Genomic DNA, 20,911 nt, shown 5'->3' with positions numbered 1-20,911 from the left:
GCGCCTGTCATCAACCCTCTCGAATGACCTATGTCAAAACTTTTGCAATCCGGCTGCGCTTTTGCGCTAAACCGGCGCTCGGAGCAAGCGGACGCTGATCAACCGGCGATCAGCCGACAAGACGGATACGTGGGGCAATGCGAACGGACGTGATCGTGGTCGCGGCAGGCAGCGGCCAAAGAGCGGGCGAGGGCATGCCCAAGCAGTATCGCCTGGTGGGCGGACAGACTGTGCTGAGGCGCACGCTGGAGCGCTTCGCCACGCATGCCGGCATTCGGCGCGTGCTTCCCGTCATCAATCCCGATCATGCCGATCTCTGCGCCGAATCGGTGATCGGCCTGCCCGGCGTTCTCGCACCCGTCGCCGGGGGAGCCACACGACAAGCTTCCGTCCGTGCCGGACTGGAAGCGCTGGCGTCCGATCCGCCCGACCTCGTGCTGATCCACGACGCTGCCCGCCCCTTCGTCTCGGCGCGGCTCATCAGCGACGCCATCGCCGCCGCACAGAGCCATGGTGCCGCCGTCCCGGCGCTCGCCCTGGTCGACACCATCAAGGCGGTGCCGGAGCCCGGCTTCCTCTCTGGCGGCCCGAACCGCGAGGGCCTGCGCAGCGTGCAGACGCCGCAATCCTTCCACTTCGCGCTGATCCTTGCCGCCCATCGCGCGCAGATCGGCCGGAACGATTTGACCGACGACGCGGCGGTGGCGGAAGCGGCCGGACACCCCGTCGCAGGTTTTGCCGGCGACCCCGCCAATGTGAAGCTCACCACGCCCGAGGATTTCGTGACCGCCGAACGCAATGCCGCCGCCGACCTCACGGATGTCCGCACCTCCACCGGCTTCGACGTGCATGCCTTCGCACCCGGTGACCATGTGATGCTGGGCGGCGTGCGCGTGCCGCATGAGTTCGGCCTCACCGGCCATTCCGATGCTGACGTTGTGCTGCATGCGCTGACCGACGCGCTGCTCGGCACCATTGGCAGCGCCGATATCGGCCATCACTTCCCGCCCTCCGATCCACAGTGGAAGGGCGCCTCCTCCGACCAGTTCCTTGCTCATGCCGCGAAGCTGGTGCGCGAGGCGGGCGGGCGCATCGCCCATCTCGACACCACCGTCATATGCGAGGCGCCGAAGATCGGGCCGCATCGCGAGGCGATGCGCGAGAAGATCGCCGCCATTGCCGGCATCTCGCCGGCGCGGGTGAGCGTGAAGGCGACGACCAGCGAGCGCCTCGGCTTCACCGGACGGCGCGAGGGGATCGCGGCGCTGGCGGCAGCCACCGTGCGCCTGCCCTGGATCGACTGAAACCGAGCGGAGGCCGGAATGAGCGAACAGACCGACGCCATCGATCTACAGGCCATCCGCGTGCTCGACCTGTGCCGCGCGAGGGGGCTGACGGCCTCGACCGCCGAATCCTGCACCGGTGGGCTGGTCGCCGGCGCGCTCACCGACATTGCCGGCTCGTCGGAGGTGGTGGACCGCGGCTTCGTGACCTATTCGAACGCGGCGAAGCAGGAGATGCTGGGCGTCTCCGGCGCGACGCTCGACGCTCATGGTGCGGTGAGCGAGGAGACGGCGCGCGAGATGCTGACGGGCCTGCTGCGGGTGGCACGCACCTCGCTGGGCGTCTCCATCACCGGCATTGCCGGTCCGGGCGGCGGCTCGGCGGCAAAACCGGTCGGCCTTGTGCATTTCGCTGCCGGCACGGCGGGCGGCAAGGTCATCGTGCGGCGCGAGATCTTCGCGGGACAGGACCGTGCGGGCGTGCGCCGGCTCTCGGTGCTCACGGCGCTGGCCATGCTGGCAGAACTCGCGGCTCAGGAGCCGATCGCGTCCTGACGGCCATAGACCTGGTCGGCGCGAACCTCAAAAGCTTCCGCGAAGCGCCGGAAGGCGGCGTCGAACATCGCGCCCATCAGCAGACCCAGCGTGCGCGAGCGGAAATCATAAGAAATGTAGAATTCGACCTCCGAAGCCCGCTCGCCCTCGGGCTTGAAGGTCCAGCGGTTCTCCAGCCGGCTGAACGGCCCGTCGAGATATTCCACCGTGATGGCAAGACGCGGGCGGTCGAGCGTCACCCGGCTGGTGAAGCTCTCGCGGAACATCTTGTAGGCAACGCTCATGTCGGCGACGAGGATGTCCACGCCCTCCCCGCTCGCCACCCGCCGGCGCACCTTCAGGCTTTCGCACAGCGGCACGAATTCCGGGTAGCTCTCGACATCCGCCACCAGGTCGAACATGTCGGCCGCCGAGTGGCGGACGTGCCGCTTGTTGCGGAAGGACGGCATGGCTCAGGCGGAAACGGGCGACACGGCAGCCGCACCGAGCTTGGCACCGCGCGCCGCGCGCAGCCGGGCGAAGTCCTCGCCGGCATGATGCGAGGAGCGCGTCAGCGGGCTCGACGACACCATCAGGAAGCCCTTGGCATAGGCGATGGCCTCGTAGGACTTGAAGTCCTCCGGCGTGACGAAGGACATCACCGGGTGGTGCTTGCGGGTCGGCTGCAGGTACTGGCCGATGGTCATGAAGTCGATGTCCGCCGAGCGCAGATCGTCCATCAGTTGCAACACCTCATTCCGCACCTCGCCGAGGCCGACCATGATGCCGGACTTGGTGAAGATCGAAGGGTCCAGCTCCTTCACCCGCTGCAGAAGCCGCAGCGAATGGAAGTAGCGCGCGCCGGGCCGAACCTTGAGATAGAGCGAGGGCACGCATTCGAGATTATGGTTGAACACGTCCGGACGCGCTTCGACGACGACCTCCAGGGCCCCGTCCTTGCGCAGGAAATCAGGCGTCAGGATCTCGATGGTCGTGCCGGGCGAAGTGGCGCGAATGGCCCGGATGGTGCGGGCGAAATGCTCGGCGCCGCCATCCGCGAGATCATCGCGGTCGACCGAGGTGACGACGACGTGTTCCAGCCCGAGCCGGGCGACAGCGTCCGCCACCTTCTGCGGCTCATCCTGATCGAGCGCGCCCGGCATGCCGGTGCGCACATTGCAGAAGGCACAGGCCCGCGTGCAGGTGTCGCCCATGATCATGAAGGTGGCGTGCTTCTTCTGCCAGCACTCGCCGATATTCGGGCAGCTCGCCTCCTCGCACACGGTGACGAGGCCGTTGGCGCGGACGATATTGGCCGTCTCCTGCCAGCCGGGCGTACCGGGCGCGCGCACGCGGATCCAGTCCGGCTTCTTCAGTACCGGTGTCTCCGCCCGCTTCACCTTTTCCGGGTGACGGGGCTTTTCAAGCGCGCGGTTTAGGGTGTTCAGAACGACGACCATTCGCTTTCCATCGCTCACTGGGGCGGCGGCCCCACAGTTAAGCGCTCGCGCGCCGTGGCGGAAGTGGAGCCCTCACACACCCGCCCCTTGCGGGACGCATGGCGCCTACGCTCCTAGCGTCCGCGAACCTTGCGCCAGAGGAACAACACGATGATCGCACCGACGGCGGCGGCGATCAGCGTGCGGAAGAAGCCGAACACCGGAATCGCCGCCATCTCCGCGAGATATTTGCCGACGAAGGCACCGATCAGGCCGAAGATGAGGTTGGCGAAGAGCCCGTGGTCGCTCTCCGTCACCCGCTCGGCGATCCATCCGGCCAAGAGGCCGATGATGATCATGGTGAACCAACCCACACCCGGCTCGTTCAAGGCGGAATAGACCTGTCCGTCCATCTCAAGGCTCCTGCCCCCGCGGACCCCGCGCCCGCCTCAGATGTGGATTGCGCGCCCATAGGCGGCAAGCACGCTCTCGTGCATCGTCTCAGAAACCGTGGGATGCGGGAAGACGGCGTTGATCAGCTCTTCTTCCGTGGTCTCGAGATTCATCGCCAGCACGAAGCCCTGGATCAGCTCGGTGACCTCCGCGCCGACGAGATGCGCGCCCAGCAGCTGGCCGGTCTTCGCGTCGAAGATGGTCTTCACCAGCCCCTCGGATTCGCCGAGCGCGACCGCCTTGCCATTGCCGATGAAGGGGAAGCGGCCGACCTTGATCTCGTAACCAGCCTCTTTGGCCTTCTTCTCGGTGAGGCCGACGGACGCGACCTGCGGCATGCAATAAGTGCAGCCGGGGATCATCAGCTTGTCCATGGGATGGGCGTGCTTGCCGGCGATGGCCTCGGCGGCGATCACGCCCTCATGCTCGGCCTTGTGCGCCAGCATCGGGGGACCCGCGACGTCGCCGATGGCCCAGATGCCCGGCACATTGGTACGGCACAGCCCGTCAATGACCACGCAGCCACGGTCGGTCTTCACACCGAGCTTCTCGAGGCCGAGATTCTCGATGTTGCCGACCACGCCCACGGCCGAGATCAGCCGGTCGGCGGTCAGCGTCTGCACCTTGCCGTCGGCCGTCTCGACGGTGGCGGTGACGCTGTCCGCGCCCTTCACCACCTTGGAGACCTTGGCACCGGTGAGGATCTTGATGCCCTGCTTCTCGAAACGCTTCTTCGCGTGCTCGGCGATCTCCTCGTCTTCGACGGGGAGGATCTGCGGCAGCAGCTCGACGATGGTCACGTCCGAACCCATCGCCTTGTAGAAGCTTGCAAATTCGACGCCGATGGCGCCCGAGCCCATGATCAGCAGCGACTTCGGCACGCTGGCCGGAGCCAGCGCCTCGAAATAGGTCCAGATGAGCTTCTTGTCCGGCTCGATGCCGGGCAGCGCGCGCGGGCGGGCGCCGGTGGCGACGACGATGTTCTTGGCGGTGTACTCGCCGGCCGGCAGCGCACCCTTGGGCGCGCCCTCGGCCGCGGCGACGGATACCTTTCCGGGGGCAGTGATAGTGGCCTGGCCCCAGATCACGTCGACCTTGTTCTTCTTGAGCAGGAAGCCGACGCCGTTGCTCATCTGCGCCGCGATGCCGCGCGAGCGCTTCACTACGCCGGCAATGTCGACACCGAACTTCTCGGCGACGAGGCCGTAATCCTTGGCGTGCTCGATATAGTGGAAGATCTCGGCCGAGCGCAGTAGCGCCTTGGCCGGGATGCAGCCCCAGTTCGGGCAGATGCCGCCGACATAGGAACGCTCGACCACGCCGACCTTGAGGCCGAGCTGCGCGGCGCGGATGGCGCCGACATAGCCGCCGGGGCCGGAGCCGATGAAGAGGACGTCGTAGTTGTTCGCCATGATCGTTCCTCAGACCAGCATCGACATCGGCTTTTCGATGATCTGCTTGAAGGCGCCGATGAGCTGCGCGCCCATCGCCCCGTCCATTACCCGGTGATCGCAGGAGATCGTCACCGTCATCTGCGTGGCAATGGCGAGCTCGCCCTTGCGCACCACCGCCCGCTGCTCGCTGGTGCCGACCGCCAGGATCGTCGCATGCGGCGGATTTATAATCGCCGTGAAGTCCTTGATTCCAAACATACCAAGGTTCGAAATCGCCGACGAGCCGCCCTGATATTCGTGCGGCATCAGCTTCTTGTTGCGCGCACGCGCCGCGAAGTCGCGGGTCTCGTTAGAGATCGCCGAGAGCGTCTTGGTCTCGGCCTTGCGGATGATCGGGGTCAGCAGGCCCTTGCCACCGTCGATCGCCACGGCGACGCCGATGTCGGAGTGCTTGAGCTTGAGGTAGCGATCCCCGCCCCACACCTGGTTCGCATCCGGCACCTGCTGGAAGGCCAGCGCATAGGCCTTGATGACGAAGTCGTTGACAGAGAGCTTGTAGGCCGGCTTGCCGTCCTTCTCGGGCGCAGCCTTGTTCAGCTCCTCGCGGAGCTTCAGCAGCGCATCCATATCGCAGTCGACGGTGAGGTAGAAGGTCGGCACCGTCTGCCGCGCCTCGGTCATGCGCTGGGCGATGACGCGGCGCATGCCGTCGAGCGGCACTTCCTCATAGGTGCCGGGCTCGTAATAGGCCTTCACCTGTTCGAGCAGCGCACTGTTCGACACCGGCGCGGCGGCGGCCGGCGCCGCCACGGGCGCGGCTGTCGCAGCGGCCGGCTTGGCGGCGCCGGGCGTTGCGGTGGCGATATCGGCGGCGACGACGCGGCCATGCGGGCCGGAACCCTTCACCGCGGCGAGATCGACACCCTTCTCCTTGGCCAGGCGACGCGCGAGCGGCGAGGCGAAAACGCGGGCGCCGGCAGCGGCGGGCGCAGAAGCCACAGCCGTGGCGACGGGAGCAGCAGCAGCGGGAGCAATTGCCGGCGCAGGCTCGGCGACCTTCGCAACCTCGGCCTTGGGCGCTTCCGCCTTCGCAGGCGCGGCGGCACCGCCGGCGGCGATCGCCTTGGCGTCCTCGCCCTCGGTGGCGAGCACGGCGATGAGCTGGTTCACCGGAACGTCGGCGGAGCCTTCCGGCACGACGATCCTGGCGAGCACGCCTTCGTCGATCGCCTCGACCTCCATCGTGGCCTTGTCGGTTTCGATTTCGGCGATGACGTCACCGGGGGCGACCTTGTCACCTTCCTTCTTCAGCCATTTGGCGAGATTGCCCTTCTCCATGGTCGGAGACAGGGCCGGCATCAGGATGTCGATCGGCATGGCGTCCTCCGGCCTCAGCGATAGGTAACCGCCCGGGCGGCGTCGATGACGTCCTGCACCGACGGCAGCGCAAGCTTTTCGAGATTGGCGGCGTAGGGCATCGGCACGTCCCTGCCCGTCACCCGCAGCACCGGCGCATCGAGATAGTCGAACGCCTTCTCGACCAGCTGGGCGACGATCTCGGCGCCGACGCCGGACTGCGGCCAGCCCTCTTCCACCGTCACCGCGCGCCCGGTCTTGCGGACCGAGGCGAGGATGGTCTCGATGTCGAGCGGACGGATGGTGCGCAGGTCGATGACCTCCGCCTCGATGCCGAGCTTGGCGAGTTCCTCGGCCGCCTTGAGCGCGTAGTTCATGCCGATCGACCAGGCGACCAGTGTGACGTCCTTGCCCGGCCGGGCGATCTTCGCCTTGCCGATCGGGACGGTGTAGTCGTCCAGCTTCGGCACCGGCGAGGCGTGACCGTACAGGATCTCGTTCTCGAGGAAGATGATCGGGTTGGGGTCGCGGATCGCCGACTTCAGCAGGCCCTTGGCATCAGCGGCGGTATAGGGCGCCACCACCTTGAGGCCGGGGATGTGGCTGTACCAGGCGCTGTAGTCCTGGCTGTGCTGGGCGGCGACGCGCGCGGCGGCGCCGTTCGGGCCGCGGAACACGATGGAGCAACCGATCTGGCCGCCGGACATGTAGTGGGTCTTGGCGGCGGAGTTGATGATCTGGTCGATCGCCTGCATGGCGAAGTTGAAGGTCATGAACTCGACGATGGGCTTCAGCCCCGCCATGGCGGCGCCGACGCCGACGCCGGCAAAGCCATGCTCGGTGATCGGGGTGTCGATCACGCGCTTGGCGCCGAATTCCTGCAGCAGACCCTGGGTGATCTTGTAGGCGCCCTGATACTCGGCAACCTCCTCGCCCATGACGAAGACGTCGCCGTCGCGGCGCATCTCCTCGGCCATGGCGTCGCGCAGCGCCTCGCGCATGGTCTGGTTGACGAATTCGGTGCCTTCGGGAACATCCGGCTCCGGCAGCGCTTCGGGCTGCGGGGGGGCGGCAACCGCCGAGGTGACAATGGCGGGAGCGGACGGCGCGGCGCTGGCGACGGGCGAAGGCTCGACCGGGGCCGCGGCCACCGGCGGCGCCGATTCCGCGACCTTCGGCGAAGGCGCGCTGACAGCGTTCGCATCCTCGCCATCGGCGAGAATTACCGCGATGGGCGTGTTCACGGCGACATCCTGCGTGCCTTCCGGCACCAGAATCTTGCCGAGCGTGCCCTCGTCGATCGCCTCGACTTCCATCGTGGCCTTGTCGGTCTCGATCTCGGCGATCACGTCGCCGGACTTGACCGTGTCGCCCTCTTTCTTGAGCCACTTGGCGAGATTGCCCTTCTCCATGGTCGGGGAGAGGGCAGGCATCAGAACTTCGGTCGGCATGGCGGCGTTCCCCAAAAAGAACGAGCGGCGAGATCGCGCGTCACCGCGTCGGCGGCACGAACGTCAGGTTGCTGTAGACAGCCATCGAGGCGATGGCCACGAGAATGGCGATGAAGAAGCCGACCAGCATCTTGTTGAGGCTGGCTGACGTCTCCGTCGAAACACCGGCCGTCTGGCGAGCGCCGAACGGCCAGAGCACGGCAAGGCTCCAGACAATGAACCCACCGCCGCGCGAGGCGGCGATCGTGCCGGCAATGCGAACCGCAAGAACCCACACCACGGCGGCCGCAGAACAGCCGGCGACGAGGGTGACCCAGAACAGTTCCGCCAGCATGACCGCGCCCTGCCCGCTCAGCGCAGCACGTCGGTGTAGAGCTCGGACGGATCGGGCTCCGGATCGTGGCTGGCGAAATCCGCCGCCGCGTTCATCACGTCGCGGATTTCCGCGTCGATCGCCTTGAGATCGTCCTCGCTCGCCCACTTCTTCTCAAGCAGTCGCGCACGCACCTGCTCGATCGGATCGTGCTCGGTGCGCATCTTCTGCACCTCCTCCTTGGACCGGTACTTGGCCGGGTCCGACATGGAGTGGCCGCGATAGCGGTAGGTGAGCATTTCGAGGATGTAGGGGCCCTTGCCGGAGCGGGCGAACTCGACCGCGCGCTCGCCGGCCGCCTTTACCGCGCGCACATCCATGCCATCCACCTGCTCGCCGGGGATGTTGAAGGAGACGCCGCGGCGGGAGAAGTCGGTCTGGGCGGAGGCGCGGTTCACCGCGGTGCCCATCGCGTATTTGTTGTTCTCGATGACGTAGACGACCGGCAGCTTCCAGAGCTCCGCCATGTTGAAGCTCTCATAGACCTGCCCCTGATTGGCGGCGCCGTCGCCGAAATAGGTCAGGGCGACATTGCCGTTGTCGCGGTAGTGGTTCGAGAAAGCGAGGCCGGTACCGAGGGAGACCTGCGCGCCGACGATGCCGTGGCCGCCGAAGAAGCCCTTCTCGATGCTGAACATGTGCATCGAGCCGCCCTTGCCCTTGGAATAGCCGCCGCGACGGCCGGTGAGCTCGGCCATGACACCCCGAGGGTCCATGCCGGTGGCCAGCATGTGGCCGTGGTCGCGGTAGCCGGTGATGACCTGATCGCCCGGCTTCAGGGCGGCCTGCATGCCGACGACGACGGCCTCCTGGCCGATATAGAGATGGCAGAAGCCGCCGATCAGGCCCATGCCGTAGAGCTGACCGGCCTTCTCTTCGAAGCGCCGGATCTCAAGCATCCGGCGATAGGCTTCAAGCTCTTCCGCCTTGGAGAATTCGGACGTCGAAGAAGCCTTGGCAGAAGGCTTATCCGTGCGCCGAACCGAAGTTTTGGGAGTGGCTTTCGGGGCGGCAGCTTTTTCGACGGTCTTGCTTACAGCCGATTTCTTCGCGGCAGTTACCATGGCGCATCCTCAGCTCGCGACTGATTTAGCGAGCTTCATATCGCACCTTTCCCTACGGCGCTACGCTTGGAATGCAATGCTGCAACGCACAACATATTGTACGTGCATAGGTTTCCTGATTTTAACTTATTTTCGATTAAAATCGGAATTTAACTTGATATCAGTTAAGCATTTGCAATGCCGCACTTTCCTCGCAAAACAGCCGATGGCATTCAATATACCGAGGCAAAAACGCGTATCGGCCCTTATTGAAGTTTTGTCGTCCCGCTCCCGCGCAACAGCACGAGATCCTTGGGATGGACGAGATTAAGCAGCAGGCGCGCCTCCTCGTCGAGCATATCGGCGTCGATGCGCTCGGGCGACAATAGCCGGACCTTGGATTCGATCGCCTGCCGCTGGGTGCGCAGCCGGTCGCGCTCCTCGATCAGCTCGGCGTGCTGCTGTTCGAAGGATCGCCGGGCAAGCAGGCCGTACTGGCCGTTATAGCCCTGGAAGGCGAAGTAGCCGATGAGAGCCGCGGCCCCGAGATGCAGGGTGACGGTCTGGAGGATGGAGCGCCAGCGCGTGCGTATGATCATGAAAAAGGAGCCTAACCGTCTCCGGTTGAGGCTCCGTTAACCGTGTCGGCAAGGCAGGAATTTTTACGCTCCCTGCCCTGCCCGATTTATCCCGGATGGCTGTCAGCCGAGCGCCTTCAGCGCCGAGCGGCCGGCATAGATCGCCTGCGGGCCAAGCTCCTGCTCAATGCGCAGCAGCTGGTTATACTTGGCGGTACGGTCCGAGCGGGCGAGCGAGCCGGTCTTGATCTGCCCGCAGTTGGTGGCCACCGCGAGATCGGCAATGGTCGAATCCTCGGTCTCTCCCGAGCGATGCGACATGACGGCGGTGTAGCCCGCCTTGTGCGCCATCTCGACCGCGTTCAGCGTCTCGGTCAGCGAGCCGATCTGGTTGACCTTCACCAGGATCGAGTTGGCGACGCCCTGCTTGATGCCGGCTTCCAGGCGCGTGACATTGGTCACGAACAGGTCGTCGCCGACCAGCTGGCACTTGGAGCCGATGGTGTCGGTCAGCAGCTTCCAGCCTTCCCAGTCGTCTTCCGCCATGCCGTCCTCGACGGTGACGATCGGATAGCGGGCGACGAGGTCGGCGAGGTACTTCACCTGCGCCTCGATATCGCGCACCGCACCTTCGCCCTCGTAATCGTACTTGCCGTTCTTGAAGAATTCGGTCGAGGCGCAGTCGAGGCCGATGAACACGTCCTCGCCCGGCCGGTAGCCGGCGGTCTCGATGGCCTTCACCACGAAGGCGAGCGCCGCATCCGCCGAGGGCAGGTTCGGGGCGAAGCCGCCTTCGTCGCCGACATTGGTGTTGTGCCCGGCATCCTTCAACGCCTTCTTCAGCGTGTGGAAGATCTCCGCGCCGGTGCGCAGACCTTCCGCGAAGGTGGGGGCACCCGCCGGCAGGATCATGAACTCCTGGAAGTCGATCGGGTTGTCTGCATGGGCGCCGCCATTGATGATGTTCATCATCGGAACAGGGAGCACGCGGGCATTGACGCCGCCGACATAGCGATAGAGCGGCAGGTCGCGCGCCGCGGCCGCGGCCTTGGCCAGCGCCAGCGAAACACCGAGAATGGCATTGGCGCCGAGGCGCGCCTTGTTCGGCGTGCCGTCGAGCTCGATCAGGATCTGGTCGATGGCCGGCTGGTCTTCGGCGTCCATGCCGCCGATGGCGTCGAATATCTCGCCATTCACGGCGTCGACCGCCTTCTGCACGCCCTTGCCGAGATAGCGCCCCTTGTCGCCGTCGCGCAGCTCGACCGCTTCATGGGCGCCGGTGGAAGCACCCGAGGGAACCGCCGCGCGGCCCTTGGAGCCATCTTCCAGCACCACATCGACCTCGACGGTCGGGTTGCCGCGGCTGTCCAGAATTTCACGCCCAACGATATCGACAATGGCGGTCATGCGTTTCCCCAGTTCCTCGTGCGCCCCACCGGGAGGGCCAAGGGCGCTTCTACTCGACCCTCGTGACATGCGAAAGAGGTGCCATGACGACGGCCGCCGCGCGCACGCGCCGGCAGGATACGGAGATATATCGGATGACCCAGCCCCTTCACCTCGGCCAGGCCACACAATGGCCATCCTCACCCGAGGAAGCGGTGCTCGACCGCGTGCCCAATCCCCAGAGCGACACGCTCTATGTCGCGCGCTTCACCTGCCCGGAATTCACCTCGCTCTGCCCGGTAACCGGACAGCCCGACTTCGCCCATCTCGTCATCGACTACGTACCGAAGGACTGGCTGATCGAATCGAAATCGCTCAAGCTCTACCTCGCAAGCTTCCGCAACCACGGCGCCTTCCACGAAGACTGCACGGTGGCGGTCGGCCGGCGCATCCATGAGCTGCTCGCGCCGCGCTGGCTGCGGATCGGCGGCTACTGGTATCCGCGCGGCGGCATCCCGATCGACGTGTTCTGGCAGAGCGGCGCGCCGCCGGCGGACATATGGCTGCCCGACCAGGGCGTGCCGACCTATCGCGGGCGGGGCTGAAACCCCGCCGCCTACTCCACCGTGACCGATTTCGCCAGGTTGCGCGGCTGGTCGACATCCGTGCCCATATGCACCGCCGTGTGATAGGCGAGCAGCTGCACAGGAATGGCATAGACCAGCGGCGCCACCAGCGGGTCGGCATCCGGCAGCACGAGGGTCGCCTCGGTCTCCAGCGAGGTCGCCGCCTTGCCGTGCTCGTCGGTCAGCAGGATGATGCGGCCACCGCGCGCGGCGACTTCCTGCATGTTCGACATGGTCTTCTCGAACACCGCGTCATGCGGCGCGATGACCACCACCGGCATCTTCTCGTCGATCAGCGCGATGGGGCCATGCTTCAGTTCGCCGGCCGCATAACCCTCGGCGTGGATGTAGGAGATTTCCTTCAGCTTCAGCGCGCCTTCGAGCGCCAGCGGGTAAGCGGTGCCGCGTCCGAGATAGAGCACGTCCTGCGCCTTGGCGATGCTGCGCGCGAGGTGCTCGATCGCCGGCCCCAGCTTCAGCGCCTCGTTCATCAGCCGCGGCACCTCGACCAGCGCGCGCACCAGGCGCTTTTCTTCGCTGGCTGACAGCACGCCGCGCGCACGCCCCGCCGCCACGGCGAGGGCGGCAAGCGTTGCCAGCTGGCAGGTGAACGCCTTGGTGGATGCAACGCCGATCTCGGGGCCCGCCAGCGTCGGGAGGATCACGTCGGCTTCGCGGGCGATGGTCGAGGTAGGCACATTGACCACGGCCGCCACGTTGAGGCCGTTCTCGCGGCCATAGCGCAGCGAGGCGAGCGTGTCGGCAGTCTCGCCGGATTGCGAGATGACGATCATCAACCCGCCGGGGTTCAGTGGCGCCTCGCGGTAGCGGAACTCGGAAGCCACGTCGATCTCGACCGGCAGGCGTGCCAGGCGCTCGAACCAGTACTTAGCTACCAACCCCGCGTAAAAGGCGGTGCCGCAGGCGGCGATGGATACGCTGGTGAGCTTGGCGAAATCGAACGGCAGATCGACCGGGAGCTGCACCGTCTCATTGGCCATGTCGATGTAGTTGGCCAGGGTGTGCGCCACCACCTCGGGCTGCTCGTGCATCTCCTTTGCCATGAAGTGGCGGAAATTGCCCTTCTCGACCAGGAAGGCGGAAGCGGTGGTCTTCTGCACCGGGCGGGAAACCACGGCGTTGGCCGCGTTGTGGATCACAACGCCTTCCCGGCTCAGCACGGCCCAGTCGCCGTCTTCAAGATAGGCGATGGTGTCGGTGAAGGGGGCAAGCGCAATGGCATCTGAGCCGAGGAACATTTCGCCCCGGCCGTAGCCCACCGCCAGCGGGCTGCCCTTGCGGGCGCCGATCAGCAGATCCTCGTCACCCTCGAACAGAAAGCCGAGCGCAAAGGCGCCATGCAGTCGGGGAAGTACATCCGCAACCGCCGCCGCCGGCGCGTGGCCACGAAGCATTTCGCGCGACACGAGATGCGCCACGACCTCGGTGTCGGTCTCGCTCTCAAAATTGGCGCCGTCGGCCAGCAACTCGTCGCGCAGCTCGCGGAAATTCTCGATGATGCCGTTATGCACCACTGCGACCCGCGTCGTGGCATGCGGATGGGCGTTGGCGACACTGGGGCGGCCATGCGTCGCCCAGCGCGTGTGGCCGATGCCGATGTCGCCCACGAGCGGCGCATCGGACAGCGCGGCCTCGAGGTTGCGCAGCTTGCCTTCGGCTCGGCGCCGGGTGAGGTGCCCGTGCTCCAGCGTCGCGACACCGGCCGAATCATAGCCGCGATACTCAAGGCGCTTGAGCGCGTCCACGAGGCGGTCGGCCACCGGGGCGGTTCCGACGATGCCGATAATTCCACACATGAGCCGGCAATTCTCCGTGAAGCCGCAAGACAATGCGGCAGCCTATGCGGCCCGGTTTAACCGGGTCTCACCGTGATACCGAAATCAATTCGGGTGTCTGTTCGTATCGCCCGGAATTCGTCACTTCTTGGGCGCAAGGCCTGCGCTCAGCCGCTCGCGCAGCCGCGCCGCCCATCCCGGCTTGTTGACCTGCCGGGCACGGGCGATGGCGAGCGCCTCGTCCGGCACGTTCTCGGTGATCACCGAACCCGTCCCTATGTAGGCGCCATCGCCGACCGCGACAGGAGCGACCAGCAGCGTATTGGTGCCGATGAAGGCATTGGCGCCGATCGTCGTGCGGTGCTTGCGGAAGCCGTCATAATTGCAGGTGATGGTACCCGCGCCGATATTGGTGTTCGCGCCGACGCTGGAATCGCCGACATAGGAGAGGTGGTTGACCTTGACCCCCGGCGCGAGGTCGGAGGCCTTGATCTCAACGAAATTGCCGACATGCACCCCCTGCCCCAGCTCGGCGCCGGGACGCAGCCGCGCGAACGGTCCGACAATGGCACCCTTGCCGACATGGGCACCCTCGACATGGCTGAAGGCACGGATGGTGGCGCCGTCCTCGACCGTGACTCCGGGGCCGAACACGACATTCGGCTCGACGATGACGTCGCGGCCGAGGCGCGTGTCGGCGCTGAAGAACACCGTTTCCGGTGCGACCAGCGTGGCGCCCCCCTCCAGCGCGCCCAGGCGCAGCCGCGCCTGAAAGATGGCCTCGGCCTCGGCCAGTTGCACGCGGCTGTTGACGCCCGCGACCTCCTCGCTCGCCGCCTCGATGACGCCCGCCGAGCGGCCTTCGGCGCGGGCGATCTCCACCGCGTCGGTCAGGTAGAATTCCTTCTTGGAATTGGCGTCGCTGATCGAATCGAGAATGCGGAGCACCGCGCGGCCGTCAAACGCCATGAGCCCGGCATTGCACAGGCCGATAGCCCTTTCCTCGGTGCTCGCGTCCTTCTCCTCGCGGATGGCGACCAGTTCCCCGTCCCGCGTCACCAGCCGGCCATAGCCGAAGGGGTTTTCCGGTCGGAAGCCGAGCACGGCGACGGCGGCCCCATCGGCCAGCGGCGCGCGCAGGGCGTTCACCGTCTCCGGCCGCACCAGTGGAGTATCGCCATACATGACGACGACATCGTCGAAGCCCTCCGCCAGCACCTCGCGCGCCGCCAGCACGGCATGGGCGGTGCCGCGACGCTCGGCCTGCACGAAGACGGCAGCCTCAGGCGCCGCCCGCCGGACCTCAGCCGCCACCGCGTCATGGTCCGGGCCGATCACCACCGCAACGCGCGCCGCCCCCGCCGCCAGCGCGGCATCGAGCACATGGCTCACCATCGGCTTGCCGGCCACTGCATGGAGCACCTTCGGCCGGCTGGAGAGCATCCGGGTGCCCTCTCCCGCGGCGAGGACGATGACGAGCAGGCTGCGCATGCGGTTCGGTCTCCTCCGTGAGCGCCGGTATCTAGCGCACCGCGGGGCGCCCCGGAAGCGGCGGCGTGAGCGTCGGAATTGAAAGCGCCGGCACATCATGCGATGCAAAGGCACCCTCAACGAGGATCGACGAGAGGATCGCGCCTTGGCCTATCGCAACTTCCTGCCCGGCTCCCGCGCCACCCAACTCATCCTCGTGCTCGGCGGTTTTGCGCTCGGCTGGGCGATCTACATGCGCTACGCGCTGGTCGAGCAATCCGCCATCGGCCTTGCCTGCCGCGGCATGGAGACGACGACCTGCGAGACGCGGGAACTGGTGATCACGCTCTACGGCTACTCGGTCTTCGGCATCGCGGCGATCGTCACCGCGCTGATCCAGTTCATCCGGCCGACGGTGCCGATGTTCATCGTCTCGCTGATGGCGACATCAGTCGGCGTGGTGATGTACAACAACAACCTCTCCGCGCTGGCCGCCGGCCTGCTGCTCATCTCGTTCGCCCGGCCGTGGCGAGGCGCCAGAGCGTGAGCGAGAGGACGAGGAGCAAGCCTCCCGTCCAAAGTCCCTGCCAGTTGGCGAAGGTTTCGTTGATCGCGATGTAGAGGCCGCTGCCGAGGAAGACGGCGGCGGCGAGCGCCTCGGCCTGTCGTCCCTCGACGGCGCGCTGCGCCGGCGCCACCAGCGCGTAGAAGGCGAAGGCCGCGATGATCGGCGTCAGCCCGGCGAACTGGAAATCCTTGTAGCGCGGATCAAAGACCAGGCCGAAGGCGATCTGCACCGCCAGCACGACGGACGCAGCCAGCAGGAAGGCAACCAGCTTTTCAAGCCCGGTCGAACCGGTTCGCCAGCCGGGATTAAGCGCGGTGGCGAGCGTCACCAGCCGCGCCCGCGCGCCGATCGCGGCGGCGCAGGCCAAAGGCGCCGCGAATGCCAGCACCAGCATCGCTATGCCGCGGATCCAGCCGCCGACGCCTAGGCTCTCGACCGACACGGTGGTGACGAGCCGCCCGTAGAGCAGGCCGCTGAAGAAGGCGATGCCGGCGACGGCCGCCCAATGGCGCGGCTCAAGCGCCGCCGCCCCGGCACGGCGCCGGCCGAGCGCGCCCGCGCCAAAGATCGCGCCGGCGAAGACGACGCCGCCGAATGCCTGCAGCAGCCAGTGGGGATGGTCGGAAACCGGCTGCCCCCAGGCGAACTTGAACTCGCGCGTATAAGCGTCGAGGAAGCCCCAATGGCCGCCGACCGTGCCTTCGGAAGCGCGCTTCCACGGCTGGTCGAACGCCTCGATCACGTTGAGCCGGTAGTTCTTCGCCTTGGCCAGCGCCAGCAATTCCTGGATCACCCGCGCCTGATTGGAGGGTGACGGCAGCGCACCTTCGCGCATGCGTCCCTCGCTCGGCCAGCCGGTCTCGCCGATAAGGATGTCCTTGCCGGCGAAGACCTGTCCGACATGCTCGCGAATCTCGCCGAGATGGGCGATGGAATCCTCTGCCGGCACGGGCAGGTCCTCCCAGAACGGCAGGATGTGCACGGTGACGAAGTCGACCGAGCTGGCGAGATCGCGGTTGCGCTCCCAGAACTCCCACACATCGGCATAGGTGACCTGAACCTGCGGCGGAACCTTTGCCCGTACGTCCTTGATGAGCGCGGCGAGATCGACCGCCGACTGCTCTCCGCGCAGCAGCACCTCGTTGCCAACGATCACCGCCTTGATGACATCCGGATTGTCCTGCGCGGCCTTCACCGCCGCGTCGATCTCGATGCGGTTGTTCTCGCGGTTGCGGCCGATCCAGATGCCCTGCAGCACCGTCAGGCCGTGCTTGCGCGCAAGCTCCGGCACGACATGCAGACCCATCTCGGTCGAATAGGTGCGCACGCAATGAGTGATCTTCGCCAGCCGCGCGAAATCATCGTCGATTTGCTCGGCGGGAATCACCAGCCCTTCCATGAAGGGCGACTGCCCCGGACGGAACGGCGCATAGGAGACGCAGGGCAGCTTCTCGCCTTCCGCCAGCGGCGAGGACGGCGCCGGCACCGGATGGCCGAGCCAGGCCCAGACGGCGACGATCGCCACACCGACGGCGGCGGCGAGCGCAAGAGGAAGTCGCATGCGGAAGCTCTCCGGAAAGTACGGACCGGACCGTGTCCGGCGTCAGCGCGTAGGCCCGCTTTGTAGCCTCGGCGAGGCGGAGGGGGAAGCCGCGTCGTTTGACGCCGTTAACCGTCAAAACGGGCAATGGCACTTCCGTCGTCATGCTGACAAAATCAGCGGCTTCACCTAGTGTCCTTCGACGGGTGTTCCTCTTTTGCGTGTGACGTTTCCCACCATGTTGTGCTCAGTACGTACCATCTCCGCCCTGGTTCTCGGCGGCCTCGTTCTTGTGGCGGCTCCCATAGGCGGCGCCTACGCCCAGAACAGCGCGCCGGAACAGAAGCAGCCGGAGCAGAAGTCGCCGGAGGAGCAGGCCAAGGAAGAGGCCCAGCGGCGCTCGGTCGAGGAATATGCCGAGGCGGCGAAGCTGCCCGGCAATGCGGGCCTGCCCGAATGCGTGTGGAGCGGGCGGCGCATCACCATGCTGCTGTGGCGCGACGACATCGACACCGCGCGCCGGCACATGGAGCTCTATGAGCGGTTCGGCTGCCCGACAGAGCATTTGAAGATCGCTTTCCGCTGCCTCGTGCGTCAGGGCAACATCGATTCCAAGTCACCCGAGCGCCTCTCCGAGCGTGTCCATGCCTGCTGGGTGAACCCCGATGCCGCGCAGGCCCCGGCCGCGGCTCCCGCAGCGCAATGACCGTGCGGCCGGGATGAACGAGCATTCATCCACATGACCGTTGCAGGGCAATGATTTCACGGCCTTGACCGCACTGCGACATGGCCTTGCCACATAGCGGAACAATTATCCGGACCGACGCGTTGCAAGGGCAAGCGAGGCATCAGCAAGGGGCGAATCATTTATCCCGCGCTGCCGTGACGAATGTGCTGCAACTGCGTTAAATTTGGACTATATATCGTCGGTATCTCACTCCATTTCGTGGGTTTGTAATATGCGCCCCGCTGTTCGTGTCGCAGCCGCCGCTCTGGCGGTTGTCACGTCCGTGCATGCTTTTGCTTGGTTCGCGATGCGGGAGCAGGTTTCTGCCCCGTCAGTGCCGGACCGTTTCCAGAGCATGTCCTTCGCGCCCTATGGCCGCGATGCGAACCCCGACAAGGGACAAGCGACAACCGAGGCGCAGATCCGCTCCGACATCGACGCGGTCGTTCCCTACACCAAGGGCGTGCGCACTTATGCCTCGACGGGCGGTTTGGAACTCGTGCCGAAGCTCGCGGCCGAAGACGGCCTGAAGGCGACCGTCGGCGCGTGGATCGACAAGGACGAGAAGCGCAACGAGCGCGAGATTGCCAACGCCCTCGACGCCGCCAAGAAGAACCCGAACGTCGTCGGCATCGTGGTCGGCAACGAGTCGATCCTGCGCGCCGAAAAGACGCCGGACGAACTCATCGAGATCATCCGCAAGGTCAAGAGCCAGACCAATGTCCCGGTGACCACCGGCGAGACGTGGGACGTATGGCTCGACCACCCTGAGCTCGTATCGGCGGTGGACTACATCGCTGCCCACATCCTGCCCTATTGGGAAGGCGTTCCGGCCGACCAGGTCGTCGATCGCTCCATCGGCATCTATGAGCGTCTGCGCTCGGCCTATCCCGGCAAGCGCATCGTCGTCGCCGAGTTCGGCTGGCCCAGCGCCGGTTACAACCGCGACGGCGCCGTGCCCGGTGAACTGGAACAGGCCAAGATCATCCGCACCTTCGCCGCGCGGGCGGACGCACTGGGCATCGAATACAACCTCATCGAGGCGTTCGATGCGCCGTGGAAGAGCTTCGAAGGCAGCGTCGGCCAGTATTGGGGCATGCTCGACGCCAACCGCGAGCTGAAGTTCCCGTTGTCCGGCACGCTGATGCCGGCGACCTATACCGCAACGGCAGCGATCGCCCTGCTGCTCGGCATTGCATTCTCAATTCCCGTCTTCCGCATGGGCCGCCTCACCTTCACCCAGGCCGCGGTGATGATGGGCGCCGCCAGTCTGGTCGGCGCTTGGATCGCGACCGTCACCGATTACTGGCTGACCCACTACGTGGTCGGCGGCAACAAGGTGACGTTCATCGCCAGCATCGTGCTGCTGGTGCCGCTCGTCGTGGTGATGCTCTATCGCGTCGAGGAACTGGCGACGATCGCCTTCGGCCGCACGCCGAAGCGCCTGCTGCGCGCCGTCCCGGCCGCGATGCCGACCCGCACGCCCAAGGTCTCGCTGCATATCCCGGCCTATAAGGAACCGCCGGAGATGCTGAAGCAGACGCTCGACAGCGTCGCCCGGCTCAACTGGCCGAACTTCGAGTGCCTGGTCATCATCAACAACACGCCGGACCCGGCCTATTGGGAGCCGATCGAGGCCTATTGCCGCGAACTCGGCGACCGGTTCAAGTTCATCAATCTGCCCAAGGTGGCGGGCTTCAAGGCCGGCGCCCTGCGCATGGCCATGCAGCAGACCGCCCCGGACGCCGAAATCATCGGTGTGATGGACGCGGACTATGTGGTCGATCCGAACTGGCTGCGCGACTTGGTGCCGACCTTCGAGGATCCGACCGTCGGCATCGTGCAGGCGCCGCAGGACCACCGCGACGCCAGCAAGAGCCTCATGCACGAGGCGATGAACACGGAATATGCCGGCTTCTTCGACATCGGCATGGTCCAGCGCAACGAACACGACGCCATCGTCGTGCACGGCACCATGTGCCTCATTCGCCGCGCCGCCATGGTCGAGGCCGGCGACTGGTCGAGCGACACCATCTGCGAGGACACCGATCTCGGTCTCACCATCGTCGAGCGCGGCTGGAAGAGCCACTACACGAACACCCGCTACGGCTGGGGCCTGCTGCCGGACGACTTCGCCTCGTTCAAGAAGCAGCGCCATCGCTGGGCCTATGGCGGCATGCAGATCATCAAGAAGCATTGGCGGCGCATGCTGCCGAATGGCGGCACCCGGCTCACCGCGTCGCAGCGCCGCGAGTTCACCATCGGCTGGGTCTCGTGGCTCGGCTCGGAGAGCGTCGGTGCGGTGGCGGCCATCCTGTCGCTGCTCTGGGTGCCCTTCGTGCTTGGCCTCGGCATCGCCGTCCCGGCGCGCATCCTCACGATCCCGATCGTGTTCTGCTTCGCCATCTACCTCCTGCACTTCACCGCGCTCTACCGGCTGCGCGTGGCGACCACCCCGGTACGGATGATCGGCGCCGCCATCGCCGCCATGGCGGTGCAGTTCACCGTCGCCAAGGCCGTCTATGACAGCTTCCGCTACAAGGACCTAGGCTTTGCCCGCACGGCGAAGGGCAGCTGGCTGGCGGATGCCGCCCGCGCCTTCCCGGCCCTGCCGGAAGCCGTCATCGGCGGCGGGCTGCTGCTGTCGGCGGTCGCCCTGCGCATGACCAACTGGCACGCCGTGGTGGAGATCGACCTCTTCGCCTTCGCGCTGGCGGTGCAGAGCCTGCCCTTCCTCGCTGCCGCTGTCATCGGCTGGCTGGAAGGCTCGACGCTGAACGCCTTCGCCACCTGGAGCGCCCTGCGCAGCCGCACCCTCGCGCTACTGCCCGGCCGCGGCGCCGTGGCGTCCGAGGCGATGCCGGAGAAGGTTCGCTCCTAGGATCGCGTCTTCC

At 66.2% G+C, this 20,911-nt stretch carries 19 protein-coding genes; 6 read left to right on the top strand and 13 right to left on the bottom strand.

Translation table 11 applies throughout. The annotated features are described in order from the left end of the window. The first annotated feature begins 125 nt into the window (after positions 1-125). Positions 126-1,304, top strand: a complete 1,179-nt coding sequence (locus ACO2RV_RS10660) for a bifunctional 2-C-methyl-D-erythritol 4-phosphate cytidylyltransferase/2-C-methyl-D-erythritol 2,4-cyclodiphosphate synthase (RefSeq protein ID WP_423292996.1) — start codon at positions 126-128, stop codon at positions 1,302-1,304. Between the two features lie 18 nt (positions 1,305-1,322). Next, positions 1,323-1,838: a CinA family protein gene (locus tag ACO2RV_RS10655; protein WP_423292665.1), complete on the top strand. Its 516-nt coding sequence runs from the start codon at positions 1,323-1,325 to the stop codon at positions 1,836-1,838. Here the strand turns inward: ACO2RV_RS10655 and ACO2RV_RS10650 are convergent. The 10 genes from ACO2RV_RS10650 to eno all read right to left on the bottom strand — a co-directional run bounded on the left by ACO2RV_RS10650 (position 1,817) and on the right by eno (position 11,311). Continuing rightward, the gene (locus tag ACO2RV_RS10650; protein WP_423292663.1) at positions 1,817-2,287 is read right to left on the bottom strand and encodes a type II toxin-antitoxin system RatA family toxin; all 471 of its coding nucleotides are present in this window, start codon (positions 2,285-2,287) and stop codon (positions 1,817-1,819) included. The two genes, ACO2RV_RS10655 and ACO2RV_RS10650, sit on opposite strands and share 22 nt — an antisense overlap. Before the next feature lie 3 nt (positions 2,288-2,290). Continuing rightward, positions 2,291-3,277, bottom strand: a complete 987-nt coding sequence (lipA, locus tag ACO2RV_RS10645; protein ID WP_423292661.1) for a lipoyl synthase — start codon at positions 3,275-3,277, stop codon at positions 2,291-2,293. A gap of 113 nt (positions 3,278-3,390) precedes the next feature. Beyond that, the gene (locus tag ACO2RV_RS10640) at positions 3,391-3,669 is read right to left on the bottom strand and encodes a GlsB/YeaQ/YmgE family stress response membrane protein (RefSeq protein WP_423292659.1); all 279 of its coding nucleotides are present in this window, start codon (positions 3,667-3,669) and stop codon (positions 3,391-3,393) included. Between the two features lie 36 nt (positions 3,670-3,705). Continuing rightward, a complete protein-coding gene (gene lpdA, locus ACO2RV_RS10635; protein WP_423292657.1) occupies positions 3,706-5,121 on the bottom strand; it encodes a dihydrolipoyl dehydrogenase in 1,416 nt (471 codons plus the stop codon). 9 nt (positions 5,122-5,130) lie between these two features. After that, entirely contained in the window at positions 5,131-6,480 is a 1,350-nt protein-coding gene (locus tag ACO2RV_RS10630) for a pyruvate dehydrogenase complex dihydrolipoamide acetyltransferase (RefSeq protein ID WP_423292655.1), read from the bottom strand. 14 nt (positions 6,481-6,494) lie between these two features. Then, positions 6,495-7,910, bottom strand: a complete 1,416-nt coding sequence (locus ACO2RV_RS10625) for a pyruvate dehydrogenase complex E1 component subunit beta (RefSeq protein ID WP_423292653.1) — start codon at positions 7,908-7,910, stop codon at positions 6,495-6,497. A 40-nt stretch (positions 7,911-7,950) separates the two neighbouring features. After that, positions 7,951-8,244: a hypothetical protein gene (locus ACO2RV_RS10620; protein ID WP_423292651.1), complete on the bottom strand. Its 294-nt coding sequence runs from the start codon at positions 8,242-8,244 to the stop codon at positions 7,951-7,953. A 17-nt stretch (positions 8,245-8,261) separates the two neighbouring features. Continuing rightward, positions 8,262-9,347, bottom strand: a complete 1,086-nt coding sequence (gene pdhA / locus ACO2RV_RS10615) for a pyruvate dehydrogenase (acetyl-transferring) E1 component subunit alpha (protein WP_423292649.1) — start codon at positions 9,345-9,347, stop codon at positions 8,262-8,264. Between the two features lie 245 nt (positions 9,348-9,592). Further along, on the bottom strand, positions 9,593-9,925 hold the full coding sequence (locus ACO2RV_RS10610; RefSeq protein ID WP_423292647.1) for an FtsB family cell division protein: 333 nt from the start codon (positions 9,923-9,925) through the stop codon (positions 9,593-9,595). A gap of 102 nt (positions 9,926-10,027) precedes the next feature. Further along, on the bottom strand, positions 10,028-11,311 hold the full coding sequence (eno, locus tag ACO2RV_RS10605; protein WP_423292645.1) for a phosphopyruvate hydratase: 1,284 nt from the start codon (positions 11,309-11,311) through the stop codon (positions 10,028-10,030). Positions 11,312-11,445: 134 nt separating this feature from the next. On the opposite strand from eno, the gene queF reads away from it, so the two are divergent. Continuing rightward, entirely contained in the window at positions 11,446-11,895 is a 450-nt protein-coding gene (gene queF / locus ACO2RV_RS10600; protein ID WP_423292643.1) for a preQ(1) synthase, read from the top strand. 11 nt (positions 11,896-11,906) lie between these two features. Here queF and glmS read toward each other — a convergent pair whose 3' ends face one another. Then, positions 11,907-13,733, bottom strand: a complete 1,827-nt coding sequence (gene glmS, locus ACO2RV_RS10595; protein WP_423292641.1) for a glutamine--fructose-6-phosphate transaminase (isomerizing) — start codon at positions 13,731-13,733, stop codon at positions 11,907-11,909. A 120-nt stretch (positions 13,734-13,853) separates the two neighbouring features. Then, positions 13,854-15,203, bottom strand: a complete 1,350-nt coding sequence (gene glmU / locus ACO2RV_RS10590) for a bifunctional UDP-N-acetylglucosamine diphosphorylase/glucosamine-1-phosphate N-acetyltransferase GlmU (RefSeq protein ID WP_423292639.1) — start codon at positions 15,201-15,203, stop codon at positions 13,854-13,856. A 145-nt stretch (positions 15,204-15,348) separates the two neighbouring features. On the opposite strand from glmU, the gene ACO2RV_RS10585 reads away from it, so the two are divergent. Beyond that, complete coding sequence (locus tag ACO2RV_RS10585) at positions 15,349-15,729, top strand: hypothetical protein (protein WP_423292637.1); 381 nt, start codon at positions 15,349-15,351, stop codon at positions 15,727-15,729. Here ACO2RV_RS10585 and ACO2RV_RS10580 read toward each other — a convergent pair. Beyond that, positions 15,689-17,311, bottom strand: a complete 1,623-nt coding sequence (locus ACO2RV_RS10580) for a beta-1,6-glucan synthase (RefSeq protein ID WP_423292635.1) — start codon at positions 17,309-17,311, stop codon at positions 15,689-15,691. The two genes, ACO2RV_RS10585 and ACO2RV_RS10580, sit on opposite strands and share 41 nt — an antisense overlap. A 217-nt stretch (positions 17,312-17,528) precedes the next feature. Between ACO2RV_RS10580 and ACO2RV_RS10575 the strand changes: the two genes are divergently transcribed. Together ACO2RV_RS10575 and ACO2RV_RS10570 are read left to right on the top strand one after the other, a co-directional pair. Beyond that, a complete protein-coding gene (locus ACO2RV_RS10575) occupies positions 17,529-17,996 on the top strand; it encodes a hypothetical protein (RefSeq protein WP_423292633.1) in 468 nt (155 codons plus the stop codon). A 376-nt stretch (positions 17,997-18,372) separates the two neighbouring features. Next, entirely contained in the window at positions 18,373-20,898 is a 2,526-nt protein-coding gene (locus tag ACO2RV_RS10570) for a glycosyltransferase (protein ID WP_423292631.1), read from the top strand. Positions 20,899-20,911 lie beyond the last annotated feature (13 nt).

Origin of the sequence: Ancylobacter sp. VNQ12 (genome assembly GCF_049445835.1) — a bacterium.
GTDB lineage: Bacteria > Pseudomonadota > Alphaproteobacteria > Rhizobiales > Xanthobacteraceae > Ancylobacter.
The sequence above is the reverse complement of the archived record's forward strand: the minus strand, read 5'-3'. Positions and strand labels throughout refer to the sequence as shown.

Bases quoted from the DNA above. Each gene is read 5' to 3' on its own strand.
- ACO2RV_RS10655 (WP_423292665.1), top strand. From the start codon at position 1,323: ATGAGCGAACAGACCGACGCCATCGATCTACAGGCCATCCGCGTGCTC.
- ACO2RV_RS10650 (WP_423292663.1), bottom strand. From the start codon at position 2,287: ATGCCGTCCTTCCGCAACAAGCGGCACGTCCGCCACTCGGCGGCCGAC.
- lipA (WP_423292661.1), bottom strand. From the start codon at position 3,277: ATGGTCGTCGTTCTGAACACCCTAAACCGCGCGCTTGAAAAGCCCCGT.
- ACO2RV_RS10640 (WP_423292659.1), bottom strand. From the start codon at position 3,669: ATGGACGGACAGGTCTATTCCGCCTTGAACGAGCCGGGTGTGGGTTGG.
- lpdA (WP_423292657.1), bottom strand. From the start codon at position 5,121: ATGGCGAACAACTACGACGTCCTCTTCATCGGCTCCGGCCCCGGCGGC.
- ACO2RV_RS10630 (WP_423292655.1), bottom strand. From the start codon at position 6,480: ATGCCGATCGACATCCTGATGCCGGCCCTGTCTCCGACCATGGAGAAG.
- ACO2RV_RS10625 (WP_423292653.1), bottom strand. From the start codon at position 7,910: ATGCCGACCGAAGTTCTGATGCCTGCCCTCTCCCCGACCATGGAGAAG.
- ACO2RV_RS10620 (WP_423292651.1), bottom strand. From the start codon at position 8,244: ATGCTGGCGGAACTGTTCTGGGTCACCCTCGTCGCCGGCTGTTCTGCG.
- pdhA (WP_423292649.1), bottom strand. From the start codon at position 9,347: ATGGTAACTGCCGCGAAGAAATCGGCTGTAAGCAAGACCGTCGAAAAA.
- ACO2RV_RS10610 (WP_423292647.1), bottom strand. From the start codon at position 9,925: ATGATCATACGCACGCGCTGGCGCTCCATCCTCCAGACCGTCACCCTG.
- eno (WP_423292645.1), bottom strand. From the start codon at position 11,311: ATGACCGCCATTGTCGATATCGTTGGGCGTGAAATTCTGGACAGCCGC.
- queF (WP_423292643.1), top strand. From the start codon at position 11,446: ATGACCCAGCCCCTTCACCTCGGCCAGGCCACACAATGGCCATCCTCA.
- glmS (WP_423292641.1), bottom strand. From the start codon at position 13,733: ATGTGTGGAATTATCGGCATCGTCGGAACCGCCCCGGTGGCCGACCGC.
- glmU (WP_423292639.1), bottom strand. From the start codon at position 15,203: ATGCGCAGCCTGCTCGTCATCGTCCTCGCCGCGGGAGAGGGCACCCGG.
- ACO2RV_RS10580 (WP_423292635.1), bottom strand. From the start codon at position 17,311: ATGCGACTTCCTCTTGCGCTCGCCGCCGCCGTCGGTGTGGCGATCGTC.
- ACO2RV_RS10575 (WP_423292633.1), top strand. From the start codon at position 17,529: ATGTTGTGCTCAGTACGTACCATCTCCGCCCTGGTTCTCGGCGGCCTC.
- ACO2RV_RS10570 (WP_423292631.1), top strand. From the start codon at position 18,373: ATGTCCTTCGCGCCCTATGGCCGCGATGCGAACCCCGACAAGGGACAA.